The organism is Corynebacterium lizhenjunii, from assembly GCF_011038655.2.
GTDB lineage: Bacteria > Actinomycetota > Actinomycetes > Mycobacteriales > Mycobacteriaceae > Corynebacterium > Corynebacterium lizhenjunii.
In genome coordinates, this window is record NZ_CP064954.1 from 1125207 (window position 1) to 1151405 (window position 26199).

Consider the following 26199-nt stretch of genomic DNA (forward strand, 5'->3'; position numbering starts at 1 on the left):
TCCTGCCGCCCGCCGGTGCCTGCCATCTGGCAAGAAGCAGCATTCCTTCCGGCTGGTCCGCTTGCTGGCCTCTAGCTGGTCTGCTGGCGGCTAGCTTTCCGGTGGCGGTGTTGCCTGGTGATGGGCTTCCGGTGGTGGTGTTGCCTGGTGGTGGGCTTGCGGTGGGGAGGTGGTGGGTGTGGCTGATGGCGGTGTGGGCGCGGGCCGGGTTTGTATTGGTGGGGCGCCACCGGGTGCTTGCCACCCAACCCCGGTACCCATGCGCACCATCCGACCCCGGGTTATCGGGATGCCATCTGGTGGGTGGTCCTCGTTGGCACCGTTATGGTGCGGACACAATGGGGTCAGGTTTGACATGTTGGTCTGGCCACCCTGGTTCCAGGGGTGGATGTGGTGGATCTGGCACTTATCAAACGGCAAGTGGCAGCCTATCCAGGAGCATTCTGCTCCTTCGGCGAGTAGCAATAAGCGTTGCTTAGAGTTAGCGGTACGCGAATAGCGGTATAAGTCCAACGGACCATGCTCGCGCGATAGCGCTGCGATAAACCCATAGTCCAGGCACAACCGCTCCAACAAGTCCTTGCCGGTGAGGATGGCGCCGTTGGAGGCGCGGACGCGGATATCGGCATCGGTGGGATAGCGGCCGGGGTTGTGCATCCGGTCGACGAACTCACAAATCTGGTCGATATAGATGGGGATGATTGGGATGTAGCGTTGTTTGCCAGCGCCCCCGCCCCTGAAGGCGGCAAGGAAGCTTTCTACTTGATCTTGAGGATCAACTACGGCGTGGACGTCCATGATGTCGACAGACTTGCCTGTGGCTTTCAGCGTGGCTAGCCCATTAGCGTGGTGGGTGAGTTTCACGCCTTCTTTAACCTCACGTGGCTTGGCTAGTTTCTTCAGCTGCTCTCGCGCGACTGCTTCAATCTCAGCTGCTGGCGTTTTGCAGAGTTTGACGCGTAGTTTCCATTTGCCGAGTTTGTCACTAACCCGCTTGGTTTTGGACTCGATGAAGTCTAAGGCTTCAGCGGAATGGCCTTGGGTGCGGGCGGCGGTTAGGGCTTTGTATTGCAAGCCGGTAAACGAGGTCTCGCCGTAGTAGGTGTTATACAGCGTGACGTACTTGCGTGCGACAAGTGGGCATAGCCCGTTTGCGGTGAGGTCTTCGGCGCTGTGGCCGGCGAATCCGGCTAGGGCGTCGATGACGGGGCCTTGGCCCGCAAGTAGTGTCTCGAAGTTCATGCCTCCGAGAGTAAGCACTGTTGTGTGGTGTTCGCAAGGGTTATCGGAAAATTGTCCACTCGAGTGTGCAATGAGGGTAAACTTTGGAAGGATTTACCGATGGTAATGGGGGCACCCACACGGGGGTGGCGCAACCCAGGCGGGGTAGGCCGATCGCGGCACCCAAGCGGGATTGCGGTCAGGATGTCGGCGCCAGGTTGGGGCAAAGGCGGGCCGGGTGCGGGCGACAGACGCGGGGCATCGGCAGCCTTGGGCGGGCGCGGTGAGGCATCGGGGGACCAAGGCTTTGGGAGGCTAGGGCTTTGGGAGGCTAGGGCTTCGGGAGGCAAGGGCTTTGGGAGGCTAGGGCATCGGCAAGCTAGGCATCGGCGGGAGTGTGTGCGGCGATGGCACGGCCAAGCTCGACTAAAGCCTCGGCGGCGGTGTCCTGAGGCACGGACAGCGCGATGTCGGTGCTGCGGCCCAGGGCGAACCAGGTGGAGGCGGTGGTACCGCGGGCCAGGGTGGTGTCTTCAAACCAGGGGATGTCATTGACCTGCTGCAATTGCTTGCCAGCGGCATAGCCCGGAGGGGAGGCCACCCCGCAGCGCAGGACAATCGCTTCGCGCCCGGGGGCCGTCCACACGGTGGTGTGTTCGGTGACGGGGCTGATGCTGGCGTCTTGCTGGTAGTCGCCGAGGCTGCGCGGTAGGGCACCATCCAGGGCGGAGCACTCGCTGGCATTTGTAGCGGCCTTAAGCTGGGACAACGGGGCGGGGTGGCGCGGCTGGTCTTGCTGGGCTAGCTCCGAAAGTGCCTCCAGGCCAGTAGGGCGCTGGTCGTCGAAGGTGGTGACCGCCACGGCGGGTGCGCGGTCGGTGGTATACCACGTGGTCAGAGTGGACTGTGGGGTCATGTCGCGGACTTGGAGCCAGCTGGTGCCGTCGATGTCAGTGGGTTGGGCGTAGTTGGTGTATTGGAAGGGCATGTCCACACCACAGCGGAGGGTGACGGCCTGGGTGGAGTCGGTGGCCCACGCGGCGGCCCCCGGTGGGGCGGGCTCGGCTACCTCGGCGCGGGGGTGGCCCATAAAACGCGACGGGAGGGATGCGATGAGCTGTGCGCATTCGGGGGAGTCGGCCAGTGGAGAATCCACGGGCGACATGGCCACGGGCTCTTTGGCGTAGGTTTCATAAAAGTACTTTGCCCCGAAGATAACGCCCAACACCATGACTATGGATAGCGTAAGGGAGATGAAGATGGCGGTGCGGTTAAAGTGGGGGGTCATAGCCAACCATGTTAGTGAAAGGCCCCGCGTGAATCGCACTCCGGTAGAACCCGCCCGTAACCGCCACCCGGCGCCACATCTTCCGGCTGCGCCCACGCTAGGCCAGGTGGGGGAGGTCGCGACTATTTCTGTTATCCGGGAGGTCGCGCCCAGCGACGTTAATGGTGATGATGCCGCCGTGTTGACCTCCAGCGCGCCGTATCACCGCACGGTTGCAAGTACCGACTCGCTGGTGGAGGGCCGGCACTTTCGCCTGGACTGGTCCACGGCCTATGAGGTGGGATATAAGGCGGTGGTGCAAAACTTCGCGGACATTGAGGCCATGGGGGCCCGGCCGCGGGCTTGTTTGCTGTCGCTGTGTGCTCCGGCGCAGACCCCGGTGGACACGGTGCGTTCATTGGCGCAGGGCTTGGCGGCGGCGTGCGGGCACTATTCGGCGGAGCTGGTGGGCGGGGATGTCACCCGGGCAAGCGAGCTGGTGGTCACGGTCACGGCTTTGGGCGAATTGGGTGGGGCGTGGCCGGCGCTGACATTGAGCAGGGCGCGCCCGGGTCAGTATGTGCTGGCCCACGGGCGCATTGGGCATTCTGGCGCGGGGCTGGCGCTGCTGGAGCGTTTTGGCCGGAGTTTGCCCCCGCAGTATGCGGACCTGCAGCCGCTTATTGATGCCCACTGCGCCCCTTGGATCAAGCCCGGCCGTGGGGTGATTGCCCGCGCCGCTGGGGCGACTGCCATGACGGATAATTCCGACGGCCTGGTGGTGGATGTTGGTGCGATCGCGCGCGCTTCCCGCGTGGGCATTGAGCTAGAGGCGGCGGCGCTGAGCCCGGGGCCGCTGTTGGTGCGTGCAGGGAGGGTGCTGGGTCTTGATCCCTGGTCGTGGGTACTCAGCGGCGGGGAGGATCACACTCTTGTGGCCACGGCTGACCATGCCAATGTTAGTGACTTCCGCATTATCGGCCGGGTGGTGCGCACACCCGGGGTGCGCGTTGATGGCGCCGCCCCGGCTTATACCGGAGGGTGGAATAGCTTTGGATAGTTACTTCTTTGATACCGTCCATCCCTCGTGGTTGCCGGTGTTGCAGCCGGTCTATGAGCGGGTGTGGCCGCAGATTTCCCAGGCCATTGGCTGTGACTTTTTGCCGCCAGCGCCGGATCTGTTCCGCGCCTTTGCGCAACCGCAGCAGGACGTGCGGGTCCTTATTGTGGGCCAAGATCCGTACCCCACGCCGGGGCATGCGATGGGCCTGGCGTTTTCTACCCGCCCGGGGGTGGCGCCGCCGCGGTCTTTGCGCAATATCTATACGGAGCTGGCCAGCGATGTGGGGGTGAGCGGCCGCGAGGATGGGGATGTGAGCGCCTGGTCGCGTCAGGGGGTGTTGCTGCTTAATCGGGTGCTCAGCGTGGCCCCGCACGCGGCGGGTTCGCACGTGCGGGCAGGTTGGCAGGAGCTTTCCGATGCCGCCATTGCCTCCCTCAACCGCCCGCCCCTGGTGGGTATTTTGTGGGGCAAGCAGGCTCAACAGGTTGCGCCTTTGTTGGACCGGGTGCCCATTATTGCTAGCGCGCACCCTTCGCCGTTGTCTGCCCGGAGAGGTTTCTTTGGCTCCCGGCCGTTTTCTACTGCTAATGCCTATTTGGTAGACCAAGGGGCACACCCGGTGGATTGGCGCTTGTAAGATGTATGCCTATGACTTCTGCTAATCCTTCGGCACCGGGCCCGGCGCGGGCTTATCCGCGCGAGCTTAGTGCCCAGGGGCTGCATAATTGGGCGCTGCGCTGTGTGCGGGAGCTTTCTGCGCGTCGCGCGGAGATTAATGCCTTGAATGTTTTCCCGGTTCCGGATGCAGATACCGGCTCCAACATGGCCCACACCATGGAGGCCGCCTTGGCGCAGGCGGATAAGGGCGGGGATGTCGCGGAGGCTCTAGCGGTTGGTTCTGTGCGCGGTGCGCGGGGGAACTCAGGCATGGTCCTGTCCCAGGTTTTGCGTGGGGTGGCGGATTCGACGACTGATTCGCGGGTTGATGCCGCGGTGCTGGCAGATTCGCTGTCTTTGGCGGTGGATTTGGTGGACCGTGCGTTGGCACAGCCGGTGGAGGGCACCATTATTACGGTGTTGCGTGCGGCGGCGGCGGAGGCCGAGAACTCCCGGGACCAGGAGCTGTATCCTATGACGCAGCGGGTGGTTGCTGCTGCGCGGCAGGCTTTGGCGGATACCCCTAGCCAGCTGGCGGTTCTGCGGGAGGCTGGGGTGGTTGACGCCGGTGGGGCCGGTCTGGTGGTGGTGCTTGAGTCCTTGCAGGCGGAGCTGGAGGGCGCGCAGATGGCTGCAGAGCCCGTGGCGGCAGAGGATTCCCGCCCCGAGTTTGAGGTGATGTTCTTTTTTGAGGGCGATCTGGAGGTGCTGGAACAGCAGTTGGCGGATTTGGGCAATAGCCTGGTCTTGGCCCGTGAGCATTCCGGTGCGGCCGCGGTCCACATTCACTCTGCCCGCGCGGGGGAGGTCATCGAGGCTGCTTTTGCTGCCGGGGCTGTCAGCCAGTTGCGCATTGAGGTTCTGCCGCCGGTGTGTGCCGCGTCTTCTGCTGCCCCGTCTGAGCTTGCCGATGCCCCCGCCCCGTCTGCTGTGCCAGAAGCCGCGGACGCCGCGGGCGTTGCCGCTCCAGAAGCCGCGTCTAGCCCGCGCCGTCGCGTGTGGGTCGCGGCTCCGGAAGGGCCGGTGGCCCAGCTTTTTGCGCAGGTAGGCGCGGAGGTAGTGGAGCCCGGAGTAGCGCCGACGCAGGCGCAGCCGGGGGATATTTTCCTGCCTAATGGTACGGACACGCCCGCAGGACAGGCGACGGTGGTGCCCACGCAGTCCATTGTTGCCGGGGTGGCGGCGCTGAGTGTCTATGACCCACAGGCGGAGGATGCCGCCGCGGCGATGGCCGATGCCGCTGCAAGCATGCGCGTGCGCCAATTGGGTCTCAGTGGGGCTACGGCGCAGGAGCTTTTGGGGCAGGTCCTCGATGTGGTGCGCGAATTGCTGGCCGCGGGTGGCGAGCAGGTCACTGTGCTGTCGCCGCGGGAACTGGACCAGGACTACCTGGCACAAGAGTTGGGGGTTGAGGTCATGGTCATCGTGGCGCCGGGCGTGGGCGTAGAGGTAGGAGTCGAGTAAAAACATGCTGGGCTGGCAGGACAACCGCGCTTTAGGTGACGTGCTGCCCCAAGGCGCCGCGAAGTTGCTCCAGCAGGAGTTTGGTTACACCACTTGTGGGCAGCTGCTGGAGCATTATCCGCGCCGTTATACTCGCGCGGGCCAAGACATTGGGCTAGCTGGGGCGATCGAGGGGGATTTTGTCACCTTAGTTGGCGAGGTGTTAAGGCTTAGCCAGGGCACTACCCGCCGGGGCCTGCACCTGGTTACCATCACCATTACCGGTGGGGTAAAGGCTACCTTCTTTGGCCAACAGTGGGTGGGCAAGGTCCTTAAAGAGGGTATGCGGATTCTCCTGGCCGGGACGCTGTCCTCCTTTAACGGGGATCCGGTGCTAACGCAGCCCAAGTTTGTCCTGTTGGGCTCCAGTGCGAGGAAGATGAAGGGAACCAAGGAGCTGCGCCTACTGAGCCAATTTGGGGATATTGAACAACTGCTGGAGTCTGCGCACTGGATACCGGTGTACCCGGCCACCCACAAGGCCAGTTCGTGGTTTTTGATGGGGGCTATCCATTATCTTTTGGAGCGCACAGCCCCGATTGCTGAGCCCTTGGATTACGAGCTGCCCTTGAGCTTCGACGCGGCGGTGCGGCAAGTCCACGAACCCCCGGAGCAGGGGCCCTACCTGGCGGTGCATCGGCTCAAATACAATGAGGCCCTCACAGTGGGGTTGGTGATGGCGCTGCGCAAGCAACAGATAGCCAGCCAGCAGGCGCCTGCCCTGCCGGTGCGCGACGATGGCTACCGTGCGCAGCTGCTAGAGGGGCTGCCCTTCGCGTTGACTACCGGCCAGCAACAGGTGGTGGCCGAAATCGTCCAGGACTTAGAACAGTCCGTACCCATGCAGCGCTTGTTGCAGGGGGAAGTCGGCTCCGGTAAAACTCTGGTGGCCTCCGTGGCCATGGTGCAAGCGGTGGACGCCGGCAAGCAGGCAGCGCTACTGGCTCCCACCGAGGTCTTGGCCGCGCAGCATGCACGCTCCTTGGCCCAGGGCCTGCCAGAAGGCGTGCGCGTGGTGTTGCTCAGCGGCTCGCTGCGCGTGGCCCAGAAGCGGCAGGCGCTGCTCGACATTGTCAGTGGGGAAGCCGACATTGTGGTGGGCACCCACGCCATGATCCAGGACAGTGTCGAATTTTACGACTTGGGCTTGGTCGTCGTGGATGAGCAGCACCGTTTTGGCGTGGAGCAGCGCGATAGTCTGCGGGCCAAGACGCGGCAAGGCACGCAGCCGCACACATTGGTGATGACGGCAACGCCCATCCCCCGCACCATTGCGATGACGGTCTTTGGTGATTTGGCGGTATCAACGTTGGCTGAACTGCCCGGAGGCCGTAAGCCGATTTCTTCCCACGTAGTCCCGGGTGAGCTTGTGCATTGGGTGGATCGCTGTTGGCAGCTGGTGCGCGAACACGTTGCGGCGGGGCATCAGGCGTACGTGGTGTGCCCGCGCATTGAGGGCGAGGGTGGAGTACTAGAAACAGCTGCCGCATTGGAATCTGGCCCACTGGCTGGGTTGCGCATAGCGGTATTACACGGGCGATTAGAGAATAAAGATGACATCATGGCCCGGTTTGCCGCAGGAAAGATCGATGTTTTGGTATCCACCACAGTCATTGAGGTCGGCGTCGACGTTGCCAATGTCACCGTGATGGTTATTTGGGAGTCTGAGAGATTTGGCGCCTCCCAGCTCCATCAGCTGCGCGGCCGCGTGGGCCGCGGTGGACACGCCTCCGTGTGTCTGTTCCACACCACCGCGACCCCCGGCAGCCCTAGTGAACAACGGGTGCAGGCCATTGCGCAGACCACGTCCGGTTTTGAACTAGCCGAAATAGATCTGCGCCACCGCCGGGAGGGCGACGTTTTGGGCATCCTCCAATCGGGCACTAAGCGCACCCTGCAACTGCTCAACTTGGGCACAGATTATGAGACCATTGCCCGCGCCCGCCGCGATGCCGAGCGCATAGTGGCCCGCGATAAGGCCCTGGCCCACCGCTTGGCAGCAGAGCTTTCTGCAGACAAGCGCTCCTATTTGGAGAAGAATTAGAAACCACCAGCGTGCGGCGGCCAAAATTGCGCGGTGTAGAGTGTGAGCCATGAAAATTTGTGCCCCCTTTGCAGGAATAGTGCGCTACCACGTCCAGCCCGGCCAGCGGCTTGCTGCGGGGGACGTGGTAGCCACCGTGGAGGCCACCAAACTCGAAGCACCGGTGCCAACCCCGGGCCCAGGAGTAGTCCAATTTTTGGCACAGACCGACTTTAGCGACGTGCTAGGAGGGGACCTGCTGGCGGTGGTTGGGATGGCCGAGGTAGGGCCGGCGGGCGCGGGGGCATCGGCAAGCTCAAGCGAAAGGCAGGATTAAGCATGCCGCGGATTATTGCTGGACAGGCGCGCGGGCGCACCATTAAAGTTCCGGCGCAGGGAACGCGGCCTACCGCAGACCGCGCCCGGGAGGGACTGTTTTCCTCGCTGAGCATCCGTTGGGGTTTTGAAGACTCCCGCGTGCTGGATCTTTTTGCAGGCTCCGGTGCCTTGGGGCTCGAGGCCGCCAGCCGCGGCGCGCGGGAAGCAGTGCTGGTGGAATCCAATCCCGCAGCGGTGGACGTCATTCGCCATAATGTTGGCGTGGTTGGCCACCCCCAGGTCCGGGTGGAAAACTCCAGCGTGGACACATTTCTGGCCCGGGCGCCGCGCGGATATTTTGACCTGGTGCTGGCGGACCCGCCCTATGAGTACGCGGACATAGACGGACTGCTGGCCGCTATTGAGCCGGTTCTCACGGATCGCGCGATGGTGGTCATTGAAAGGCCTGCGGATTCGCCGCCCACAACGTGGCGGCCAGGGTTTGCACCTACGCCGCAGAAGCTGAAGAAGCGCACGTTTGGTATCGCGCGGATGGATATGGCCATCTTCGACAGGAATTCGAAAGGAGCAACGCGTGACTAAAGCAGTGTGCCCCGGATCTTTCGATCCGATGACCATGGGGCATTTAGACATCTTTACCCGGGCTGCGGGGCTCTTCGAGCACGTTACCGTGCTGGTCACGGGAAACCCAGACAAGCCCTCGGGGTTGTTTAGCGTGCATGAGCGCGTTGAACTCATTCGCGAAGTAGTCCCGGAGGGCATCACAGTGGACCATTGGTCGGGGCTGTTGGTGGACTACGCCAGCGAGCACGGTATTGACACCATTGTCAAGGGCTTGCGCTCTTCACTGGACTACGAATATGAACTGCCCATGGCGCAAATGAACCGCCGCCTGACGGGGATAGACACCATGTTCTTACTCACGGATGAGAAATACGGCTACATTTCTTCGTCGTTGTGCAAGCAGGTGGCCCAGTTTGGCGGGGACATCACGGGAATGTTTCCTGAGCCCGTGGCACGCGCGGTGCGGGCGAAGTTCGCATGATGCTCACCGCCGCAGTCGTCTTTGCCACCATTACCGCGGGTGCGTTGATGCAGCGGGTGTCCGGGATGGGGATGGGGCTTATCGGTGGGCCGATTTTGATGCTGTTGTTGGGCCCCGTGGAGGGCATCATGGTGGTCAATGTGCTGGCGTGCATTAATGCCATTATGCAAACCATCAACGTGCGCGAACACGTGGATTGGAAGAAGTTCGCCCAAATTGGCTCCGTGATGGTCTTTGGTTCGCTTCCTGCCGCCTATCTGATCAGCACCATTGATACTGCACCGTTGTTGATTCTGTCAGGATCAGCGCTGCTGGTGGCTCTGGCAATGGTGACGGTGGGCAAAAAGTATGTCCCGCACTTGGAGGGCACCGGCCCGTTGCTTTCCGCCGGCGTTATAGGCGGGTTTACCAACACGTTGGCTGGGGTGGCGGGCCCGGTAATCACCGTGTACGCGCAGGCTGCGCGCTGGCCGCACCAGATGTTTGCGGCCACCTTGCAGCCCATCTTCATGGTAGGCGGCGCAATTTCGGTCGTGTCCAAGCTATTGCTAGGTGCTGGGGGATTCGCCGGCACCACCTGGCTGGTGTGGCCCGCCGGTGTGGCGGGCATGATTGTGGGCATTGCAGTAGGCAATTACCTCTCCCGGCGCATTCCGCGGGACGTGGCCCACAAGTTGTCGCTGATGGTAGCCACCGCGGGGGCCGCAGTGGCTGTGTGGCGCGGATTCAGCCAGCTCTGACGTCCCGGCTACCGGAGCCGACGGCTCTAGAGCAGTGAGGACAAAAACGCCTGTGTGCGCTGGTGCTGCGGGTGGTCGAAGACTTGCTGGGGCGAGCCGTGCTCCACCACTTGGCCGCCGTCCATGAAGTAGACGGTATCGGCCACCTCGCGCGCAAAACCCATTTCGTGGGTGACCACCAGCATGGTCATACCTTCGGACGCAAGCTCCTTCATCACTCGCAGCACTTCGCCCACGAGCTCGGGGTCGAGGGCAGAGGTGGGCTCATCGAATAACATGAGCTTGGGCTCCATCGCCACGGCGCGGGCGATTGCTACGCGCTGCTGCTGGCCGCCGGATAGCTGCACGGGGTAGGCGTCAGCCTTGTGCGCCAAGCCCACTTTGTCTAGCAGTTCGAGCGCCCGCTTCTTGGCTACTTCTACCGGCTGCTTTTTGACCTGCACGGGAGCTTCAATAACGTTTTCTAGCACCGTGCGGTGACTAAAGAGGTTAAAGGACTGGAAGACCATGCCGATGTCCCGGCGCTGCTGCGCCGCCTGCTTTTCAGATAGCTCATAGAGCACTCCGTCGCGCTCCCGGTAGCCGATAATCTCTCCGTCGATATATAGCCGACCCGCGGTGACTTTCTCAAGGTGATTACAGCAGCGCAAAAATGTGGACTTGCCGGAGCCAGACGGCCCCAGTAAGCAAGCAACCTCGCCTTGCTGGACTTCCAAGTTGATTCCTTTAAGCACCTCTAGCTGCCCGAAGGATTTATGGACGTTGATGGCCTGGATCATGGGAGTCATTTATTGTCCCTCCTGCTTGGTGGTGGGGATGACGGAGATGTTGCGGGGGATGGTGCCCTCGGCATCGGCAAGCGATGCCAACTGCCGGGCGGTAAGCTCCCGGGTGGCGCCACGCTCAAAGTAGCGCTCCAGGTAGTACTGGCCCACCATCAGCACGGACGTAATGACCAGGTACCAGGTGGCAGCGACCATGAGCAGGGGGATGGGTTCAAAGAGGGCAGCGGAAATATCGGTGGCACGGCCAAAGATCTCATGCGAATAAGGAATGGCCACCACCAGGGAAGAAGTTTTGAGCAAAGAGATGAACTCGTTGCCCGTGGGCGGGATAATGATTCGCATGGCTTGCGGTAAGACGGTCCGCCGCATAGTCATAGCCCACCCCATGCCCAAGGCTTTGGAGGCTTCCTTTTGTCCCTCGGGCACTGAGGAGATGCCGGAGCGCACAATCTCTGCCATGTAGGCGGCCTCATTCAGGCCCAAGCCCAGCACAGCCAGCAGGAAGGCGTTGGACAGCACAGCCTCCAAAGAGATCTCTGCTAAGCCCACGTTGATTGACTGGTAGAGGGCGGACAGCAGGCCCCAAAAGACTAGCTGCACATAAATGGGCGTGCCGCGGAAAATCCACAAAAACACCCAGGATACCGTCCGCAGTACGGGGTTGGGGGATAGTCGCAGCACGGCTAGCACCACACCGCCGGCCACGCCAATGAGCATGGCCAGCACTGTGATGGCGATGGTGTGCGCCGCGGCCACGGCAATGCGGGTGTCCAGCAGATACGCGAAGTAGGTTGGCCACCCGTAGGCTTCATTGCGGGCGGCGGATATAGCAAACCAGACCGCTAGCAGGAGGAGGATGGCAGCGGCTACCCAGCGCCAAGGGTGGCGCAGTGGGCGGGCTTCAATGCGCTCTGAGGTGGAATTAGGAGACATGTGCTGGACTTTCGTTGATTAATGCGTGGTCGATGAGGCCCTCATCAATACCCCATTGGGCCAGAATTTGGGCGTAGACCCCTGTATCAATGAGGTGCTGCATGGCGGCAGCCAGCGCCGGGGCCAGAGGGGAGCCTTTGGGGACGGCAAAGCCGTACGGGGCGGCATCGAAGAGCTCACCGACTAACTCCAGGCGCTCATCGGAGCGGTTGACGGCCCAGGCGCTGACAGGGGAGTCGGCGGAGAGGGCATCGGCACGCCCCATCAGCACGGCCAGTGCCGCGTTGTCCCCGGTGTCGTAGGACAGGACGGTCATTTCTTCCTGGCCTTCATCCAGGCAGCGCTGTTGTTTGGGGCGGACATCTTCGGTCTCGGAGACGCTGGTGCGCTGCACCGCCACCGTGAGCCCGCAGGGGTTATCCGGGTCGACGTCGTTGCCGGGGCGCTGAGCCCATTGGATGCCGGCGTAGAGGGTGTCCACGAAGTCGAAATTCTTGCGGCGCTCTGCTGTATCAGTAAGCCCCGAGGCGCCCATATCTATTTGGCCTTGGGCCACTGCGGGCAAAATCAGGGAGAAATCTTGCTCTTTGATTTCCAGTTCCGCGTCGAGCACCTGGGCCACGGCGCGCGCCAGGTCCATCTCCATGCCGACGATGGCTCCGTTATTGTCCTTGAGCTCAAAAGGCGCATACGGCGGGTTGGTGCCGATGGTCAGCTTGCCGTCCAGTTGCGGTGCCAGCGCCGCGATTTCTGGCACGGCGTTGACTTCGATGGGTTGCCAGCCGTCTGGCAAGGCAGGTTCGACGTTGGTCACGCAAGCAGACATTGCCGATGCCGCCGTGGCCACCGCCGTCAGTACCGCCACCGTGCGCAGGCGGGCCTTGGGCTGGGCCTGCTGGGGGCGGCATCGGCCAGCCTGGTGGGCAGGGGCGAATGGTGAGTGCATGGCGGGAGTCCTTGAGGAAATTCTTTAGAGGAGCGGAGGCTGCGGTTTAGGCTGCGGTGGTTGGCTCGGTGGCGCGGGCTTTGCGGGCGTCGATGACGATGAAGATGCTGACTACCACGGCGCCGAGGAGGAAGCAGGCGATGATGGTGCCCGCACCGGCGTCTTGTTCAGCGCCGAAGGGCCACAGGGCGCGCAGGGAGCCCAGCATGAAACCGGCCATGGCGCCCAGGGTAGGGCCGCGGTGGTTGTCCAGCAGGTATTCCAGCAGGCGCACGAAGGCAGCGAGGCCGAATAGTGCACCGGCGGCAAAGACGGCGAGGAAGACGAAGTTGCGCTCGGAGACTGCTCCGATGACGGGGGCGTATAAGCCCATGGTCAGCAGGATGAGTGAACCAGAGACTCCGGGCAAGATGAGTGCGCAGATGGCAATCGCGGCGGCGAAGAAGATGACGATGTACGAAGGGTCCGCGACGTCAGTGCGGGTGTAGCCGGTGACGAAGAAAATAGCCACGGTAGAGACCGCGAAGGCGATCCAGGTACTGGCCTGGCTACGTTGGCCGGGACTGAGCATGAGGAGGGGGACGGTGATGGAGACAAATACCATGCCCATGAACATCGAGTGGGAAGCGGAGAATTGATTCTCTACAAAGCTGTGAATGACGGTGGACAGCCCGAAGACGGCTGCGAGCATGCCCACGGCAACGGAGGCAAGGAATCCCCATTCAACCTCGCGGAATTTGAGTTTGAACAGGGCATTGGCGTTGTGCAGGGCCCGTTCGTAGATACCAACGATGAGGGCTACGGTGCCGCCGGAGATACCGGGGACCAACTCTGCTGAGCCAATCAGGGCGCCGCGAAGCGCGTTAAGAACATAGTGCATAGAGGCAAATCTAATGTAGTTGCGTGGTGGAGGGGGAGTGCCGGACCGCAATAGAGTCCGATTTAGCCCAGACAACACTGCATGGCATGCAGTGTTGTGAATTATTTACACCGTAACACAAGATTGCCAGTAGACCATAGTGGCGTGTGCCGGGTTAGTGCACCAATCCCAAGCGGCGAGCGATCTCGGCATACAGTGGGCCCAGCACGCCCAGGACAGCAGACCCAATGGCAAAGTCTGCCAGCAGCATCAGCGCAACATCGCCCTGCGGATTGCCGGTGCGGGCAACATTGTCTTGCAGCCACTGGTGGTACGCCGAACCTTGGAACTCCGGCGCGGATGACCCAGCACTAGCGCTCTGTGCCGATGCCGCCGGGGCGGCCGCAGCCGCCAGGCCCACCGTCAACGCAACTGCGGTTATCGCTGCAACGGCGGTGGACTTGAGTCGATTTACACGCATGGGCACTCCTTGGATAGGGAACTGTAAACAGCAAGCTGTGGGTTCCATTACACACTAGAGGTGGTGGGAGCGCAAGATTTTAACCGGGTACGAGGATTCCCGCATGGGGCATACCTGGGACTCACAGCGAGCTAAAGCGTCGAAGTTTCCCAAGTCGTGGTCAAATCAGAAAATTGTGGACGTTGTGGTTGAGACCCTGGAAAACCCAGAGCACTACGATCCCAGGAAGGGGGGAGGGGGACGCAAGGTGTATCGAGCATATGGAGATGTAATTATAAAGGCAAAGTATTCTGTTATTGGTGGTATCGTGCAGGAGGGATCCGTAAGCGCGTATCCTGTCGAGAAACTCGGAAGAAAGGCGGTCCAGTATGGAGACTAGTTACGAGGTTTACGAATGGCTTGACCGTGTGCTTCCTCCGCAGGTGTATCGGGATTCTGCGCAGCAAGCTTACGATGCCGGCGAACCTGAATGCGCTGTTGCTAATTTGCTTGATCAAGCTCTGCTTATAGGTGCTGTCACGCCGGAGATTCTTCGACGGGTAAAGATTGAATATCCGTCGGACCCGGTGGTGGGCCCGATCATTGGAGTTTGCGAGCGTCAGATCAATGTCAATTGAATTGATGCGCTGGGAGGGAACGCTAAATCTATGAGCAGGAGCTGGATGCATTGCGAGCTGCGCGATCTGCTGGTTCTGTCGAATCATATTCCGGCAGATTAGCATGAAGGCATACGCCCCGGACGTCTACCCGGCGGGCTGGAAGCAGGCCTAGCGTCCCTTTGCGCGGGGTGCGTTGCGCACCGGCGAGCCAGGCCGGGCCGCGTGCCAGGCCTTGACTTCCTCAGCGTCAAACAGAGGCGTCCGCTTGTCAAGGTGCGTAATCGGTTTCGGTGCGCGGCCTGCGCTAACGTAGCCGAGAAATGTGTTCGCTGTGACCTTACAGTGGTCTGCGCAGTCTGTGGCGCGCCACAAGGTGGCGCCTGAGTCTGTGCGGGTGATGGTGATGGGGACTAGATCCATGTATCGCTTTCCTTTCGCCAGGTTTGGTGCACGCGGAGGATGCCTACCAGGATGGTGACCAGGGATGAGTAGATCATGATGTCGCTGTGTATGGTGGTGCCTATTAGCACTGATAGTGTGCCGAAATAGATGAGAGGCATGGGGTTTCCTTTTGTGTGTGTTTGGAGGGTGTGGTGGGAGGGCTGAATACTAGCCTAAATCCCACGACATTCCCACGACAAAAGCCACAGGAACGGGCTTAAAACGACTTAAAACATCACATTTTGACCATTAGGGGGCTAATGGTCAAAATGTGTTGGTGAATTTGTCTGTTTCTGTGCTCCGTGCTGGTGGTATTAGGAATGATTTACTGTTCTGGGGTAAATGAGCGGTCAATGCACTGAAATCCCACAGGCCACCGACCAAGTGTGATATGGGGGCGTAGACGATGAGGGGATGAGTACTAAACATCCCCCATGCCCGGTGTGCGCCGGGCGGAGTATCAAGCACGGAAGAACTACCAGCACCCGCCAACGCTGGCGGTGCAAGGAGTGCGGGCACACCTTTACCCGTTGCCACGACGACGCCGGCCAAGCGATGTGGTTTAGAGTCTTCGTTGACTGGCTAACCAGCGGAATTTCACTAAACACCCTGGCCAAGACGCACAAGGTGAGCGTATCAACGCTCCAACGCCGCTTCGCTACCTTCTGGTATGTGCAACCACCAATGCCAGCAGACCCCCACCGGGTCTATGACCAGGTCTTTATCGATGGGACATACTTCAACACAAAATGCCTGCTTGTCCTGGCCGACTGCGACCATGTCATCTCCTGGTTCTGGGGATACACCGAAGATTCCTGGGCCTACGGACGGCTGCTCGACACCATAGCCCCGCCCTTGATAGCGACTACAGATGGTCATAAAGGCTCAGCAAAAGCCATCCGAAACACCTGGCCTGAGACCAAGATCCAACGCTGTCTCGTCCACGTCAAACGAAATATTCAAACCGCTACAGGTCTTCATCCCACATCAACAATGGGCAAGGCACTACGCCGACTATCCCTAGAGCTACTGCACATTGACGATCTCGACCAGGCCGCCGACTGGACGATAAAGCTGCAAAAGTTCGGCCAAACCTTCAACTGAGGCGTCCTGGGGGTGTGAGAGTGCACGAGCTAAATAGGAGATAATGGGGCCCATGGGCACTATGAGGTTTGATCAAGAGACCAAGGACCGTGCGCTGCGCTTGTACTACGAGGCGGTTGCCGAGGAGGGCGCGACGAAGATTGGGGCGCGCCGCAAGATCGGTGGGATGCTGGATATCAACCCGGCGACACTGAATAACTGGATCCTGAAAGCCGAGAAGGAAGCAGCGGCTTCCTCGCTTGCTGCCGAGCAGGACAAGGACGCCGAGATTGCCCGGTTGCGCAAGGAAGTCAAGCAGCTGACAGAGGCCAACGAGATCTTGAGGTTGGCCTCGGCTTTTTTCGCCCAGGCGGAGCTCGACCGCAAACAAAAATAGTCGTGGAGTTTCTCCATGCTCACCGGCACCTTTATTCCATCGAGCGGATGTGCCAGGTCCTCAACGAGCATCAGTACCAGATTTCTCCTGCTACCTATTACCGGTATCAGGCACGAAATTTCGGTCCTACCGATGCCGAGCTTGACGAAGCATACGAGGCAAACCGGCTCTACGACCTGTGGGTTGCTAATCGGCGGGTCTATGGGCGTCGCAAGCTGTGGAAGGCAGCTAAGCGGGCTGGATGGGACATTGGTCGGGGCAAGGTCAATCGCTTGATGACCCTGTTGGGCATTAGTGGTGTGCTGCGGCGTAAATCCACGCGCACGACAGTGGCCAACCCGAACAATCCCCGGTTTGCCGATCACTGCAAGCGAGCCTGGGAAAGCGTAGAACGCCCGGATCAGTGGTGGGTGGCAGATTTTACCTATGTCTACACCAAGCAGGGCTTTTGCTACGTTGCGTTTGTCACCGACGTGTATTCGCGCAGGATACTGGGCTATAGCGTTGCCGAGTCAAAGACCACTGAGTTTATCCTCAGCGCGCTGCGCCAAGCTATTAGCCTTCGCAGCCGCGAAGACCCAAACTTTAGCCCGGTAGGAGTCATCCATCATTCGGATGCAGGCTCGCAGTACACCAGTGCCGAGCTGCGCGGGCTCATAGCCCGGGAAGGAATGACTGGTTCTATCGGAACTGTCGGCGATGCCTACGACAACGGGCTTATGGAGTCCACCATTGGCCTGTATAAGAGTGAGGAGATTGATTTCGAAGGCCGTAAGTGGAGCAACTGGCAGGAAGTCGAAGCAGCCACCGCGAGCTGGGTGAGTTGGTACAACACCGAGCGCCTACACGGATCCATTGACTACATTCCACCAAAGGAACACGAAATGTGGTACCGTCTCACCAATCCCAACAGGGAGCAATCAGAAGCCCAAGCGGCTTAAACACCCACTCTCACAATCCCGGGGCGAGTCAAACACGCAGCTCAATGAGAAAAGCTACGTCAAAGACACCCCGCTTGAGCAGATCCCGAAATCGAAGCGCCATAACAAAAGGTGGTGGTACACCCACTACACCCACCGAGCCGCCTACATGCAGCTGGTGCGACTTTCCAAGGCCGGTCACTTGTTTACCTACCTGACCGAAAAGCAGGGCACCATCGCCTATAAAAGCACCACCAACAGCCTAGAAGGTGGCATCAACTCCCCGATAAAAAGCCTCCTGCACGCCCACAGAGGCCTCAGAGATGAACATCAACGCATCGCCTGCGACTGGTGGCTCTACACCCACACACAACACCCACGCGACCCCGTAGACATCGCCAGAGAACAAAATTGGGGCAAGGACGCAACCGCCAAAGCCACGATCCTTGCCCACCACGAGCGCCAAACCGCCAACGGTCACGACGACGGGCGGCCCGCACTCCTCGACAACGCCATCGACGCTGACTACAACCACAGTATGGGAATCCGGAAAGGTACCATCCACTAACCCCCACCAACACATTCTGACCATTAAGACGACACGCCGAAAAACAACACATTTTGACCATTAGGCCCCATTAGGCCCTCAAAACAGCGGAAAGGCGAAAAGTCAAAACGCCCCGCCACCAGAAAAAACACTGGTAGACGGGGTGTAAAAAACGTGCCTCCGGTGAGACTCGAACTCACACTGAACGGGTTTTGAATCCGTTGCCTCTGCCAATTGGGCTACGGAGGCGTCTTACTGCTGCTCGCACTGCGGGCTGTAGCAAGTACGTGGGACAGCATACCCCACGCGGTGGGGCTAGCCAAATTGCGCGGTGGGGAAGGGTGAGGAAGGGCGGGGAAGGTGGAATGGGTGGGGAGGAGGCGGCATCGGCAAGCTACGGCTGTTGGGGCCTGGCGGTGTCCGGGCAGCTATGTAGACTGGCATGCTGTGACTGATACCCAACGTTTGCTGCTCATTGACGGACACTCTATGGCCTTTCGTGCGTTCTACGCGCTGCCGGCGGAGAATTTTGCTACCACCGGGGGCCAGCACACCAACGCGGTGTATGGCTTTTTGTCCATGCTGGCCAACATTGTTGGCGAGGAAGCGCCGGATGCCATGGCGGTTGCGTTTGACGTGGGGCGAAAGACTTTCCGCACGGAGATGTTTCCGGAGTATAAGGCCCAGCGTGAGGCCGCACCGGAAGAGTTTCGCGGGCAAGTAGACCTTATCCGGGAGGTGTTGGAAACACTGGGGATTACCACGCTGTCGCTGGAGAATTTTGAGGCCGATGACATTGTGGCCACTCTAGCTACCGAGGCGAGCGCGGCCGGGGGCTTCGAGACGCTGATTGTCACCGGCGACCGCGATTATTTGCAGCTGGTCAATGACACCACCACGGTGCTCTACCCCATGAAGGGCGTGTCTACGCTGCACCGCTTTACCCCGGCGGCGGTGGAGGAGAAGTACCAGCTGACCCCGCAGCAATATCCGGATTTTGCGGCGCTGCGCGGGGATCCGTCTGACAACTTGCCGGGCGTGCCCAAGGTGGGGGAGAAGACGGCTACCAAGTGGATTCAACAGTATGGGTCTTTGGATGAGCTGATTGCGCACGCAGACGATATCAAGGGCGTGGTGGGCAATAATTTCCGCGAGCGTATTGAGCAGGTGCGCATGAACCGCCAGCTCACGCAGATGATTACTGACATGGAGTTGGAGGTAGGCCCGCAGGATCTCGGCTTTAAGGGTGCTGCTGTGGCGGATGTGGCGGCGCGTTTTGACCAGTTGGAGTTTGGTGCCACCCTTCGGGAGCGAGTGTTGGCGGTGATTCCACATGATGGCGCTGAGGCTGCTGCCAGTGGTGCGATGGAGGCGGAGCAGGGCCCGGAGGTTACTGTCGATACACTGCAGGCCGGCCAGCTGAGCGCGTGGCTAGGCCACGCCGATGGGACGGCGGTCTACGTCCGGGGCAGTGCGCAGCCGGGTCGGGGGGATGCCTCTGCCGTGGCACTGGTGCGTGAGGATTTTCATGCGGTGCAGTTGGAGTTGGCAGAGCTTGACGCTGGCGATGACGCAGCCTTGGCTGCCTGGTTGGAAGCCCCGGCCCGAAAGTACTTCCATGATGCCAAGGCTGCCTTTCACATGCTGGCCGGGCGGGGAATTGCGCTGGCAGGGGTAGAGCATGACACTGCCTTGGCTGCATATTTGTTGCGGCCCGGCCAGCGTACCTATGAGCTTGCCGATGTCTATCAGCGTCACCTGCGCAAGACCCTCGGGGCCCCCACGGACCAGCTTTCCTTGCTTGACGATGCCGCCCTGATCGATTCTGCTGTGGCGGTGGCTGAGTTGGCCATCGAGCTGCCGCGTCAACTCCAGGAGATTGATTCGCTGGAGCTCTACAGTGATATGGAGCTGCCGCTGGCCCTGGTGCTGGCACAGATGGAGGCCACCGGCATTGCGGTGGATACCCAACGGTTAGAAGACCAGTTAGAGGTGTTGGTTCAGCAGGTTGCGGAGCAGGAGTCTGCGGCGCGGAAGCTGGCGGGGGATGATTCCCTGAATTTGAACTCTCCCAAGCAGCTGCAGGTAGTGCTTTTTGAGACCTTCGAGATGCCCAAGACGAAGAAGACTAAGACGGGCTATTCCACGGCGGCGAAGGAAATTGAGCAATTGGCGGTGGAACACCCGCACCCATTTTTGGAGCACTTGTTGGCGCACCGGGAGTACCAAAAGCTCAAGACCACTTTGGAGGGTTTGATTAAGACTGTGCAGTCGGATGGGCGGATCCGTACCACGTTTAATCAGACGGTGGCCTCAACCGGGCGGTTGTCGTCTACGGAGCCGAACCTGCAAAACATTCCGGTGCGCACTGATGCCGGCCGCAAGATCCGGGAGGCCTTTGTGGTGGGCGAGGGTTTTGAGGCGTTGCTGACTGCGGACTATTCGCAAATTGAAATGCGCGTGATGGCGCACCTCTCGCAAGATCCAGGCCTGATTGAGGCCTACCAACAGGGTGAGGACTTGCACAACTACGTGGGCGCCCGCGTCTTTGATGTTCCGGTCGATGAGGTCACTGCAGAGCTGCGCCGGCGTGTGAAAGCTATGTCCTATGGTCTGGTCTATGGTCTGTCTGCGTTTGGCCTGTCCCAGCAGTTAGGTATCCCAGCCGGCGAGGCTAAGAAGACTATGGATGCTTACTTCGACCGCTTTGGTGGGGTGAAACGATACCTGGACAATGTGGTGGTCCAAGCGCGCAAGGATGGTTATACCTCTACCATCTTTGGGCGGCGGCGCTATCTTCCGGAACTGAACTCAGACAACCGTTTGGCGCGGGAGAACGCGGAGCGTGCGGCCTTGAATGCGCCCATCCAAGGTACGGCGGCGGACATCATTAAGATCGCGATGTTGCGGGTTGACCGTGCGTTGGAAGGCTACCATTCCCGGGTGCTGCTGCAGGTCCACGATGAATTGGTTGTCGAAGTCGCACCGGGAGAGATGGACGCGGTGCGCGAGATTGTGGAGCGCGAAATGGGCGCAGCTATTCAGCTGCGAGTGCCGCTGGAGGTCTCTGCTGGTACTGGGGAGAATTGGGACGCTGCTGCGCACTAGTAGCGGTACTAGCTAACGGCACTAGGTAGCGGTACTTAGTGACAGCACTAGGTGGTGGCTGTCTGGAGCTTGACGCTGGCCCCGGCCAGCTTGTCCCAGGGGGTCACTCCGAAGGTGGCCACGCCAATTGCGCCGAGGAGCAGCAGGGCCCCAGTCAGGTACTCATCATTGACATACGTGCTCAGCCCGAGCATGGGAAGGAGTAGCCACGCATTGCGCAGCGCAGCGCAGGGCCATGGGGTACCGGGGGTGTGGACTCGCAGTCGCATGGACCACTTGCCCAACGAGGTGCCCGTGCAAGCCTCAATAAGTATCCGGTAGAAAAAGAAGATCACCGCGGGGGCGATGGTGCGAAAGGCAGCATCAAACTCGGGGGTCGCGGTGGTATCGGATCCTTGAAGTGTCCACCGCAGCACTACCGTGATGGCTGCAACCAGGAAGCCGTCAATCCACCACGCGACGGCGCGGCGCGCCACCAGCTTGAGTCGCAGGTTAAAGACAGGGCCGAAAAGCATGGCCGCAGTATAGCCGGTAGTGTGACTGGGCTAGTGGACTCGGCAGTGGGGCGACGGGCCGGGAGGACAGATTGCGCAGTGAGCTGGGAAGATGTAGGATGTTAGGAACGTGTCTATGGCGCGCGGGTGAGGTGGTTAGTGTAGGAGAACCGCCGCGCACGCAGTGCCGGGATCTTTCGCCCCTGCATTCGCGGTTTAAAACCGCAGGTGGGGGACAGATTGAGATGACTCGTAACTGTCCAATTACGGCCTCCTACATTCTTTCGGAGCATAATTTACATGCCATCTTCTAACACCCCTCAGGTTGCGATTAACGACATCGGAACCGCTGAGGACTTCCTCGCAGCAGTTGACGCCACCATCAAGTACTTCAACGATGGTGACATCGTCGAGGGCACCGTGGTCAAGGTCGACCATGACGAAGTTCTGCTTGACATCGGATACAAGACTGAGGGTGTCATTCCCTCCCGCGAGCTTTCCATCAAGCACGACGTTGACCCGGATGAGGTCGTCGAGGTCGGCGACACCATCGACGCACTTGTCCTGACCAAGGAGGACAAGGAAGGCCGCCTGATCCTCTCCAAGAAGCGCGCACAATACGAGCGCGCTTGGGGCGCCATCGAGGAGCTGCAGGCCAAGGAAGAGCCGGTTACCGGTACCGTTATCGAGGTTGTCAAGGGCGGCCTGATTCTGGACATCGGCCTGCGCGGCTTCCTGCCGGCTTCCCTGGTGGAAATGCGTCGCGTGCGCGACCTGGAGCCGTACATCGGCCAGGAGCTCGAGGCAAAGATCATCGAGCTGGACAAGCAGCGCAACAACGTGGTGCTGTCGCGTCGTGCATTCCTGGAGCAGAACCAGTCCGAGGTCCGCTCCGAGTTCCTGCACCAGCTGCAGAAGGGCCAGGTCCGCAAGGGTGTTGTGTCCTCCATCGTCAACTTCGGCGCTTTCGTCGACCTCGGCGGTGTCGACGGTCTGGTACACGTCTCCGAGCTGTCCTGGAAGCACATCGACCACCCGTCTGAGGTTGTCACCGTGGGCGACGAGGTCACTGTTGAGGTCCTCGACGTCGATCTGGACCGCGAGCGCGTCTCCTTGTCCCTGAAGGCTACCCAGGAAGATCCGTGGCGCGTCTTCGCCCGTACTCACGCTGTGGGCCAGATCGTTCCGGGCAAGGTCACCAAGCTGGTGCCGTTCGGTGCGTTCGTCCGCGTCGAGGAAGGCATCGAGGGTCTGGTGCACATCTCCGAGCTGGCTCAGCGCCACGTGGAGGTTCCGGATCAGGTTGTCAACGTTGGCCAGGAAGTTATGGTCAAGGTCATCGACATCGACCTGGAGCGTCGTCGCATTTCCCTGTCCGTTAAGCAGGCAGATGAGGACTACACCGAAGAGTTCGATCCGTCGAAGTACGGCATGGCTGACTCCTACGACGAGCAGGGCAACTACGTCTTCCCCGAGGGCTTCGATCCGGAGACCAACGAGTGGAAGGAAGGCTTTGACGAGCAGCGTCAGGCTTGGGAGGCTCGCTACGCTGAGTCCGAGCGTCGCTTCCAGCTGCACACCGCTCAGATCGAGCGCTCCCGCCAGGCAGCCGCCGAGGCTTCCGAGCAGGGCGAAGCTGCTAACTACTCTTCCGAGTCTGCCGATGCCCCTGCGTCCGACTCCGCTGAGACCCAGGGTTCCCTGGCTTCCGATGAGCAGCTCGCTGCTCTGCGCGACAAGCTGGCTGGCAACTAAGCCACGCTAGCCTCGCTAGCGCATACACCGCTCGACCTTCCCGGTCGGGCGGTTTCGCCGTTTTTCGCCGTTTTCGCCCCAACAGTGCTCGCTTCCTAAGCGCCCGCCAGTTCCGGCCTAATGGTCAAAATGGGTTGCTTTTCGGCGTGTCCGAATTGCCCGTGTGAACATTGTCATGCCCGCGCGGGCGGTCGGTATCTTTTGATTGTGCCCGAAACGGGGTAAGGTCCGATATGTTATGGCCACGCACTGAGTGGTTATTACCTATTGTTCGTGAAGAAGGGAACCTGCTGTGGCGTCTGTACACGATACCGCGCAGCACATCGTCAAAAACATTGGCGGTGCTGACAACATCACTTCCTTAACGCATTGCGCAACGCGCCTGCGTTTCCAACTGGCTGATTCTTCCCTGGTGGATAAGGCCGCCCTGGAGTCCGACCCGGCGGTGCTCGGCACGGTGCCGCAGGGTGCCAACGGCTACCAGGTGGTCATGGGTGGCGGGGTGGCTGAGTTCTACAACGCCATCAACAAGCTGCCGGGCGTGGAACCTGGCGCAGCCGCACGCGGCCCAAAGGTTAACGCCGACGGCTCCAAGGAGTACGGCGGCGTGCGCGGCAAGTTCGGATGGGTGGACTACAGCTTTGAATTTCTCTCCGATACCTTCCGTCCGGTGCTGTGGGCGCTGCTGGGCGCTTCGCTTATCATCACTATGCTGGTGCTGGCGGACACGATTGGTCTGCAGGAATTCCGTGCACCGATGGAGGAACAGCCCGCGGGCTACCAGCTGATGCACGCCATGTGGCGTTCGGTGTTCTACTTCCTGCCCATCATGATTGGCGCCACTGCGGCCAAAAAGCTCGGCGCCAACGAGTGGGTGGGCGCCGCCATCCCTGCGGCACTGCTAACGCCTGAGTTCATCGGGCTCTCTGCCGTTGCGGAGACCACCACCTTCATGGGTGGCGAGGCCTCCAAGGTGGAGGTCTTCGGCCTGCCGCTCATCCTCAATGACTACTCTTCGCAGGTCTTCCCGCCGCTGTTGGCAGCAATTGGCTTGTTCTGGGTAGAAAAGGGCTTGAAGAAGATCATCCCGTCGGCTGTACAGATGGTCTTCGTGCCCTTCTTCTCCTTGCTGATCATGATCCCGCTCACCGCCTTCCTCCTTGGCCCCTTCGGCATTGGTGTGGGCAACGGTATTTCTAACTTCCTGTCTGCGGTTAACGCTTTCTCCCCGTTCATCCTGGCCATCATCATCCCGTTGCTCTACCCGTTCCTGGTGCCGTTGGGCCTGCACTGGCCGCTCAACGCGATTATGGTGCAGAACCTGGCCACGCTAGGCTACGACTTCATCCAGGGACCCATGGGCGCGTGGAACTTTGCCTGCTTCGGCCTGGTAGCCGGCGTGCTGGTGGTTTCTGTGCGTGAGCACAACCGGGCTATGCGCCAGGTGGCTACCGGTGGCTTAGCTGCGGGCCTGCTGGGTGGTATCTCTGAGCCTTCGCTTTACGGCATTGTCTTGCGCTTTAAGAAGACCTACTTGCGTCTGCTTCCGGGCTGTTTCGCGGGCGGCGTGGTCATGGGCATCTTCGATGTCAAGGCTAACGCCTTCGTTTTCACCTCCTTGTTGACCATCCCGGCCATGGACCCGACCCTGGGCTATGCCATTGGCGTCGCCGTGGCTTTCTTCACCTCCTTCTTCCTGGTGGTCCTCTTCGACTACCGTGGCAAGGAGGAGCGCGCCGCCGTGCGTGCTCAGCTGGCGGCTGAGTCTGATGATGCCCCCGCACCGGAAGCCCAGGCCGCTTCCGCAGGCACCGCCGCCGCTGAGTCTGGCGATGCCCCCGCACCTGCAGCCCAGGCTGCTTCCACAGGCACTGCCACTGCCGTGCTGGAGCGCGGGGTGAGCGCGCCTTTGGCCGGTAAGGCCGTCCCACTGTCTGAAGTTCCAGACCCCATTTTTGCCGCCGCCAAGCTCGGCGAGGGCGTGGCCATTGTGCCCACCGGCACCACCGTTTATGCCCCGGCAGATGGCAAGGTGCTCACTGTCCAAAAGTCTGGTCACGCCGTTGGTTTGGCGTTGGACAATGGCGTACAGCTTTTGATCCACGTCGGTCTAGACACCGTGGAGCTGGCCGGTCAGGGCTTTGAGGTGCTGGTAGAAAAGAAGCAGCGCGTGACTGCAGGCGATGCCCTGATTAGCTTCGACCCGGAGTTCATAGCTGCCCAAGGCTATAACCTGATTACCCCGGTGGTGGTCACTAACACCGCCAAGTTCGCGTCCGTGCGCGGGCACAGTGGCGAGGTTGAGGTGGGCCAGCCGCTGTTGGAGGTGGAGGCCCGCAAGGAGGGCGAGCCCTCCGCCTAAAACTGGCGTGTACGCTATTGCCATGAATCTCATCGGATTGACAGGCGGAATGGGAAGCGGAAAATCGACGGTAGCCCAGCTGCTGGCGCAGCGGGGCTGGCACATTGTCGATGCTGACCAGATTGCCCGGGAGATTGTAGAACCGGGCCAACCGGCGCTCGCAGAACTAGCGAGCGCCTTTGGCGCTGATGTCCTCAATGATGACGGTAGCTTGAATCGCTCCCTATTGGCCCAGCGTGCCTTTGCCAGTGAGGAAGGTACCGCAGCACTTAATGCCATTACCCACCCGCGTATCGCTGAACGCACCGAGCAGGCCTTTGCCCAGGCACGCGCTGCGGGAGTGCAGTGGTGCGTCTACGATATGCCACTGCTTGTGGAACAAGGCCGCGATAAGGACATGGACGCGGTGATTGTCGTCGACGTGGGGGTGGAAGAAAGGCTGCGTCGCCTGGTTCAGCACCGGGGGGTGGACGAAGCCGATGCGCGCAGGCGCATTGCTGCCCAGATTCCGGACCAGCAACGCCTAGCTGCGGCCACGCACATCATCGACAACACGGGCTCAAAGCAACAGCTGGAGGCTGCAGTAGGGGTGGTGGCTGCGGATATAGAGGCATCGGCAAGGTAGGCACTA

At 60.6% G+C, this 26199-nt stretch carries 26 protein-coding genes, 1 tRNA gene and 1 pseudogene; 17 read left to right on the plus strand and 11 right to left on the minus strand.

Going from position 1 to position 26199, the window contains the following annotated elements:
• Positions 1-90 precede the first annotated feature (90 nt).
• Positions 91-1242 carry an HNH endonuclease signature motif containing protein gene (locus G7Y31_RS05215; RefSeq protein ID WP_165010509.1) on the minus strand — a complete coding sequence of 384 codons (1152 nt, stop codon included), beginning with the start codon at positions 1240-1242 and terminating at the stop codon, positions 91-93.
• Between the two features lie 358 nt (positions 1243-1600).
• A complete protein-coding gene (locus G7Y31_RS05220; protein WP_165010508.1) occupies positions 1601-2509 on the minus strand; it encodes a DUF3515 domain-containing protein in 909 nt (302 codons plus the stop codon).
• On the opposite strand from G7Y31_RS05220, the gene G7Y31_RS05225 reads away from it, so the two are divergent.
• The 8 genes from G7Y31_RS05225 to G7Y31_RS05260 are packed head-to-tail and all read left to right on the plus strand — an operon-like array spanning position 2457 to position 9858.
• Positions 2457-3548, plus strand: a complete 1092-nt coding sequence (locus G7Y31_RS05225; protein ID WP_165010507.1) for a thiamine-phosphate kinase — start codon at positions 2457-2459, stop codon at positions 3546-3548. The two genes, G7Y31_RS05220 and G7Y31_RS05225, sit on opposite strands and share 53 nt — an antisense overlap.
• Positions 3541-4188, plus strand: a complete 648-nt coding sequence (locus G7Y31_RS05230; RefSeq protein ID WP_244977447.1) for a uracil-DNA glycosylase — start codon at positions 3541-3543, stop codon at positions 4186-4188. Before G7Y31_RS05225 ends, G7Y31_RS05230 begins: the two co-directional genes overlap by 8 nt.
• Before the next feature lie 11 nt (positions 4189-4199).
• Complete coding sequence (locus G7Y31_RS05235) at positions 4200-5672, plus strand: DAK2 domain-containing protein (protein ID WP_165010503.1); 1473 nt, start codon at positions 4200-4202, stop codon at positions 5670-5672.
• 4 nt (positions 5673-5676) lie between these two features.
• Entirely contained in the window at positions 5677-7755 is a 2079-nt protein-coding gene (locus G7Y31_RS05240) for an ATP-dependent DNA helicase RecG (protein WP_165010501.1), read from the plus strand.
• Between the two features lie 49 nt (positions 7756-7804).
• The gene (locus tag G7Y31_RS05245; protein ID WP_165010499.1) at positions 7805-8071 is read left to right on the plus strand and encodes an acyl-CoA carboxylase biotin carboxyl carrier protein subunit; all 267 of its coding nucleotides are present in this window, start codon (positions 7805-7807) and stop codon (positions 8069-8071) included.
• Positions 8072-8073: 2 nt separating this feature from the next.
• Entirely contained in the window at positions 8074-8655 is a 582-nt protein-coding gene (gene rsmD / locus G7Y31_RS05250; protein ID WP_165010497.1) for a 16S rRNA (guanine(966)-N(2))-methyltransferase RsmD, read from the plus strand.
• Complete coding sequence (coaD, locus tag G7Y31_RS05255; RefSeq protein ID WP_165010495.1) at positions 8648-9118, plus strand: pantetheine-phosphate adenylyltransferase; 471 nt, start codon at positions 8648-8650, stop codon at positions 9116-9118. Before rsmD ends, coaD begins: the two co-directional genes overlap by 8 nt.
• A complete protein-coding gene (locus G7Y31_RS05260; RefSeq protein WP_165010562.1) occupies positions 9118-9858 on the plus strand; it encodes a sulfite exporter TauE/SafE family protein in 741 nt (246 codons plus the stop codon). Before coaD ends, G7Y31_RS05260 begins: the two co-directional genes overlap by 1 nt.
• A 26-nt stretch (positions 9859-9884) precedes the next feature.
• On the opposite strand, the gene G7Y31_RS05265 is transcribed toward G7Y31_RS05260, so the two are convergent.
• The 5 genes from G7Y31_RS05265 to G7Y31_RS05285 form a co-directional block, all read right to left on the minus strand.
• Positions 9885-10646 (minus strand): amino acid ABC transporter ATP-binding protein, encoded by a 762-nt coding sequence (locus G7Y31_RS05265; RefSeq protein ID WP_280527299.1) that lies wholly within the window; start codon positions 10644-10646, stop codon positions 9885-9887.
• Positions 10647-11576, minus strand: a complete 930-nt coding sequence (locus G7Y31_RS05270; RefSeq protein WP_165010494.1) for an amino acid ABC transporter permease — start codon at positions 11574-11576, stop codon at positions 10647-10649.
• Positions 11566-12402, minus strand: coding sequence for an ABC transporter substrate-binding protein (locus G7Y31_RS05275; protein WP_235923191.1), 837 nt, complete (start codon positions 12400-12402; stop codon positions 11566-11568). The genes G7Y31_RS05270 and G7Y31_RS05275 overlap by 11 nt, the downstream gene beginning before the upstream one ends.
• A 166-nt stretch (positions 12403-12568) precedes the next feature.
• Positions 12569-13402, minus strand: a complete 834-nt coding sequence (locus tag G7Y31_RS05280) for a DUF368 domain-containing protein (RefSeq protein ID WP_165010490.1) — start codon at positions 13400-13402, stop codon at positions 12569-12571.
• Positions 13403-13556: 154 nt separating this feature from the next.
• Positions 13557-13862 carry a hypothetical protein gene (locus G7Y31_RS05285; protein WP_165010488.1) on the minus strand — a complete coding sequence of 102 codons (306 nt, stop codon included), beginning with the start codon at positions 13860-13862 and terminating at the stop codon, positions 13557-13559.
• Positions 13863-14037: 175 nt separating this feature from the next.
• Between G7Y31_RS05285 and G7Y31_RS05290 the strand changes: the two genes are divergently transcribed.
• Both G7Y31_RS05290 and G7Y31_RS05295 read left to right on the plus strand, forming a co-directional pair.
• Entirely contained in the window at positions 14038-14241 is a 204-nt protein-coding gene (locus G7Y31_RS05290) for a hypothetical protein (protein ID WP_196823623.1), read from the plus strand.
• Positions 14231-14479, plus strand: coding sequence for a hypothetical protein (locus tag G7Y31_RS05295; protein WP_165243335.1), 249 nt, complete (start codon positions 14231-14233; stop codon positions 14477-14479). The genes G7Y31_RS05290 and G7Y31_RS05295 overlap by 11 nt, the downstream gene beginning before the upstream one ends.
• A gap of 392 nt (positions 14480-14871) precedes the next feature.
• Here G7Y31_RS05295 and G7Y31_RS05300 read toward each other — a convergent pair whose 3' ends face one another.
• Positions 14872-15021: a hypothetical protein gene (locus tag G7Y31_RS05300; RefSeq protein ID WP_165010484.1), complete on the minus strand. Its 150-nt coding sequence runs from the start codon at positions 15019-15021 to the stop codon at positions 14872-14874.
• A 295-nt stretch (positions 15022-15316) separates the two neighbouring features.
• On the opposite strand from G7Y31_RS05300, the pseudogene G7Y31_RS12075 reads away from it, so the two are divergent.
• From G7Y31_RS12075 to G7Y31_RS05310, 3 genes and pseudogenes are all read left to right on the plus strand, one after another.
• Positions 15317-15421: pseudogene (locus G7Y31_RS12075) on the plus strand (IS1/IS1595 family N-terminal zinc-binding domain-containing protein); the annotation flags it as partial.
• 108 nt (positions 15422-15529) lie between these two features.
• Positions 15530-16006, plus strand: coding sequence for a transposase (locus tag G7Y31_RS05305; RefSeq protein ID WP_196823624.1), 477 nt, complete (start codon positions 15530-15532; stop codon positions 16004-16006).
• A gap of 52 nt (positions 16007-16058) precedes the next feature.
• Positions 16059-17323, plus strand: a protein-coding gene (locus G7Y31_RS05310) for an IS3 family transposase (protein WP_196823625.1) whose coding sequence is annotated in 2 segments (ribosomal slippage) — positions 16059-16341 and positions 16341-17323 — 1266 coding nt in all. Because the reading frame shifts where the segments join, the coding sequence is not laid out codon by codon here.
• Between the two features lie 241 nt (positions 17324-17564).
• On the opposite strand, the gene G7Y31_RS12080 is transcribed toward G7Y31_RS05310, so the two are convergent.
• Both G7Y31_RS12080 and G7Y31_RS05320 read right to left on the minus strand, forming a co-directional pair.
• Positions 17565-17867 carry a hypothetical protein gene (locus G7Y31_RS12080; protein WP_165010877.1) on the minus strand — a complete coding sequence of 101 codons (303 nt, stop codon included), beginning with the start codon at positions 17865-17867 and terminating at the stop codon, positions 17565-17567.
• Between the two features lie 157 nt (positions 17868-18024).
• Positions 18025-18098, minus strand: a tRNA-Leu gene (locus G7Y31_RS05320).
• Between the two features lie 240 nt (positions 18099-18338).
• Here G7Y31_RS05320 and polA point away from each other — a divergent pair.
• Entirely contained in the window at positions 18339-20957 is a 2619-nt protein-coding gene (polA, locus tag G7Y31_RS05325; RefSeq protein WP_244977467.1) for a DNA polymerase I, read from the plus strand.
• Between the two features lie 47 nt (positions 20958-21004).
• Here polA and G7Y31_RS05330 read toward each other — a convergent pair whose 3' ends face one another.
• Positions 21005-21472, minus strand: a complete 468-nt coding sequence (locus G7Y31_RS05330) for an RDD family protein (RefSeq protein WP_165010882.1) — start codon at positions 21470-21472, stop codon at positions 21005-21007.
• Between the two features lie 279 nt (positions 21473-21751).
• On the opposite strand from G7Y31_RS05330, the gene rpsA reads away from it, so the two are divergent.
• From rpsA to coaE, 3 genes are all read left to right on the plus strand, one after another.
• A complete protein-coding gene (rpsA, locus tag G7Y31_RS05335) occupies positions 21752-23206 on the plus strand; it encodes a 30S ribosomal protein S1 (RefSeq protein WP_165010884.1) in 1455 nt (484 codons plus the stop codon).
• Between the two features lie 292 nt (positions 23207-23498).
• Positions 23499-25568, plus strand: a complete 2070-nt coding sequence (locus tag G7Y31_RS05340; RefSeq protein ID WP_165010886.1) for a glucose PTS transporter subunit IIA — start codon at positions 23499-23501, stop codon at positions 25566-25568.
• 22 nt (positions 25569-25590) lie between these two features.
• Positions 25591-26193, plus strand: a complete 603-nt coding sequence (coaE, locus tag G7Y31_RS05345; protein ID WP_165010888.1) for a dephospho-CoA kinase — start codon at positions 25591-25593, stop codon at positions 26191-26193.
• The last annotated feature ends 6 nt before the right edge of the window (positions 26194-26199 follow it).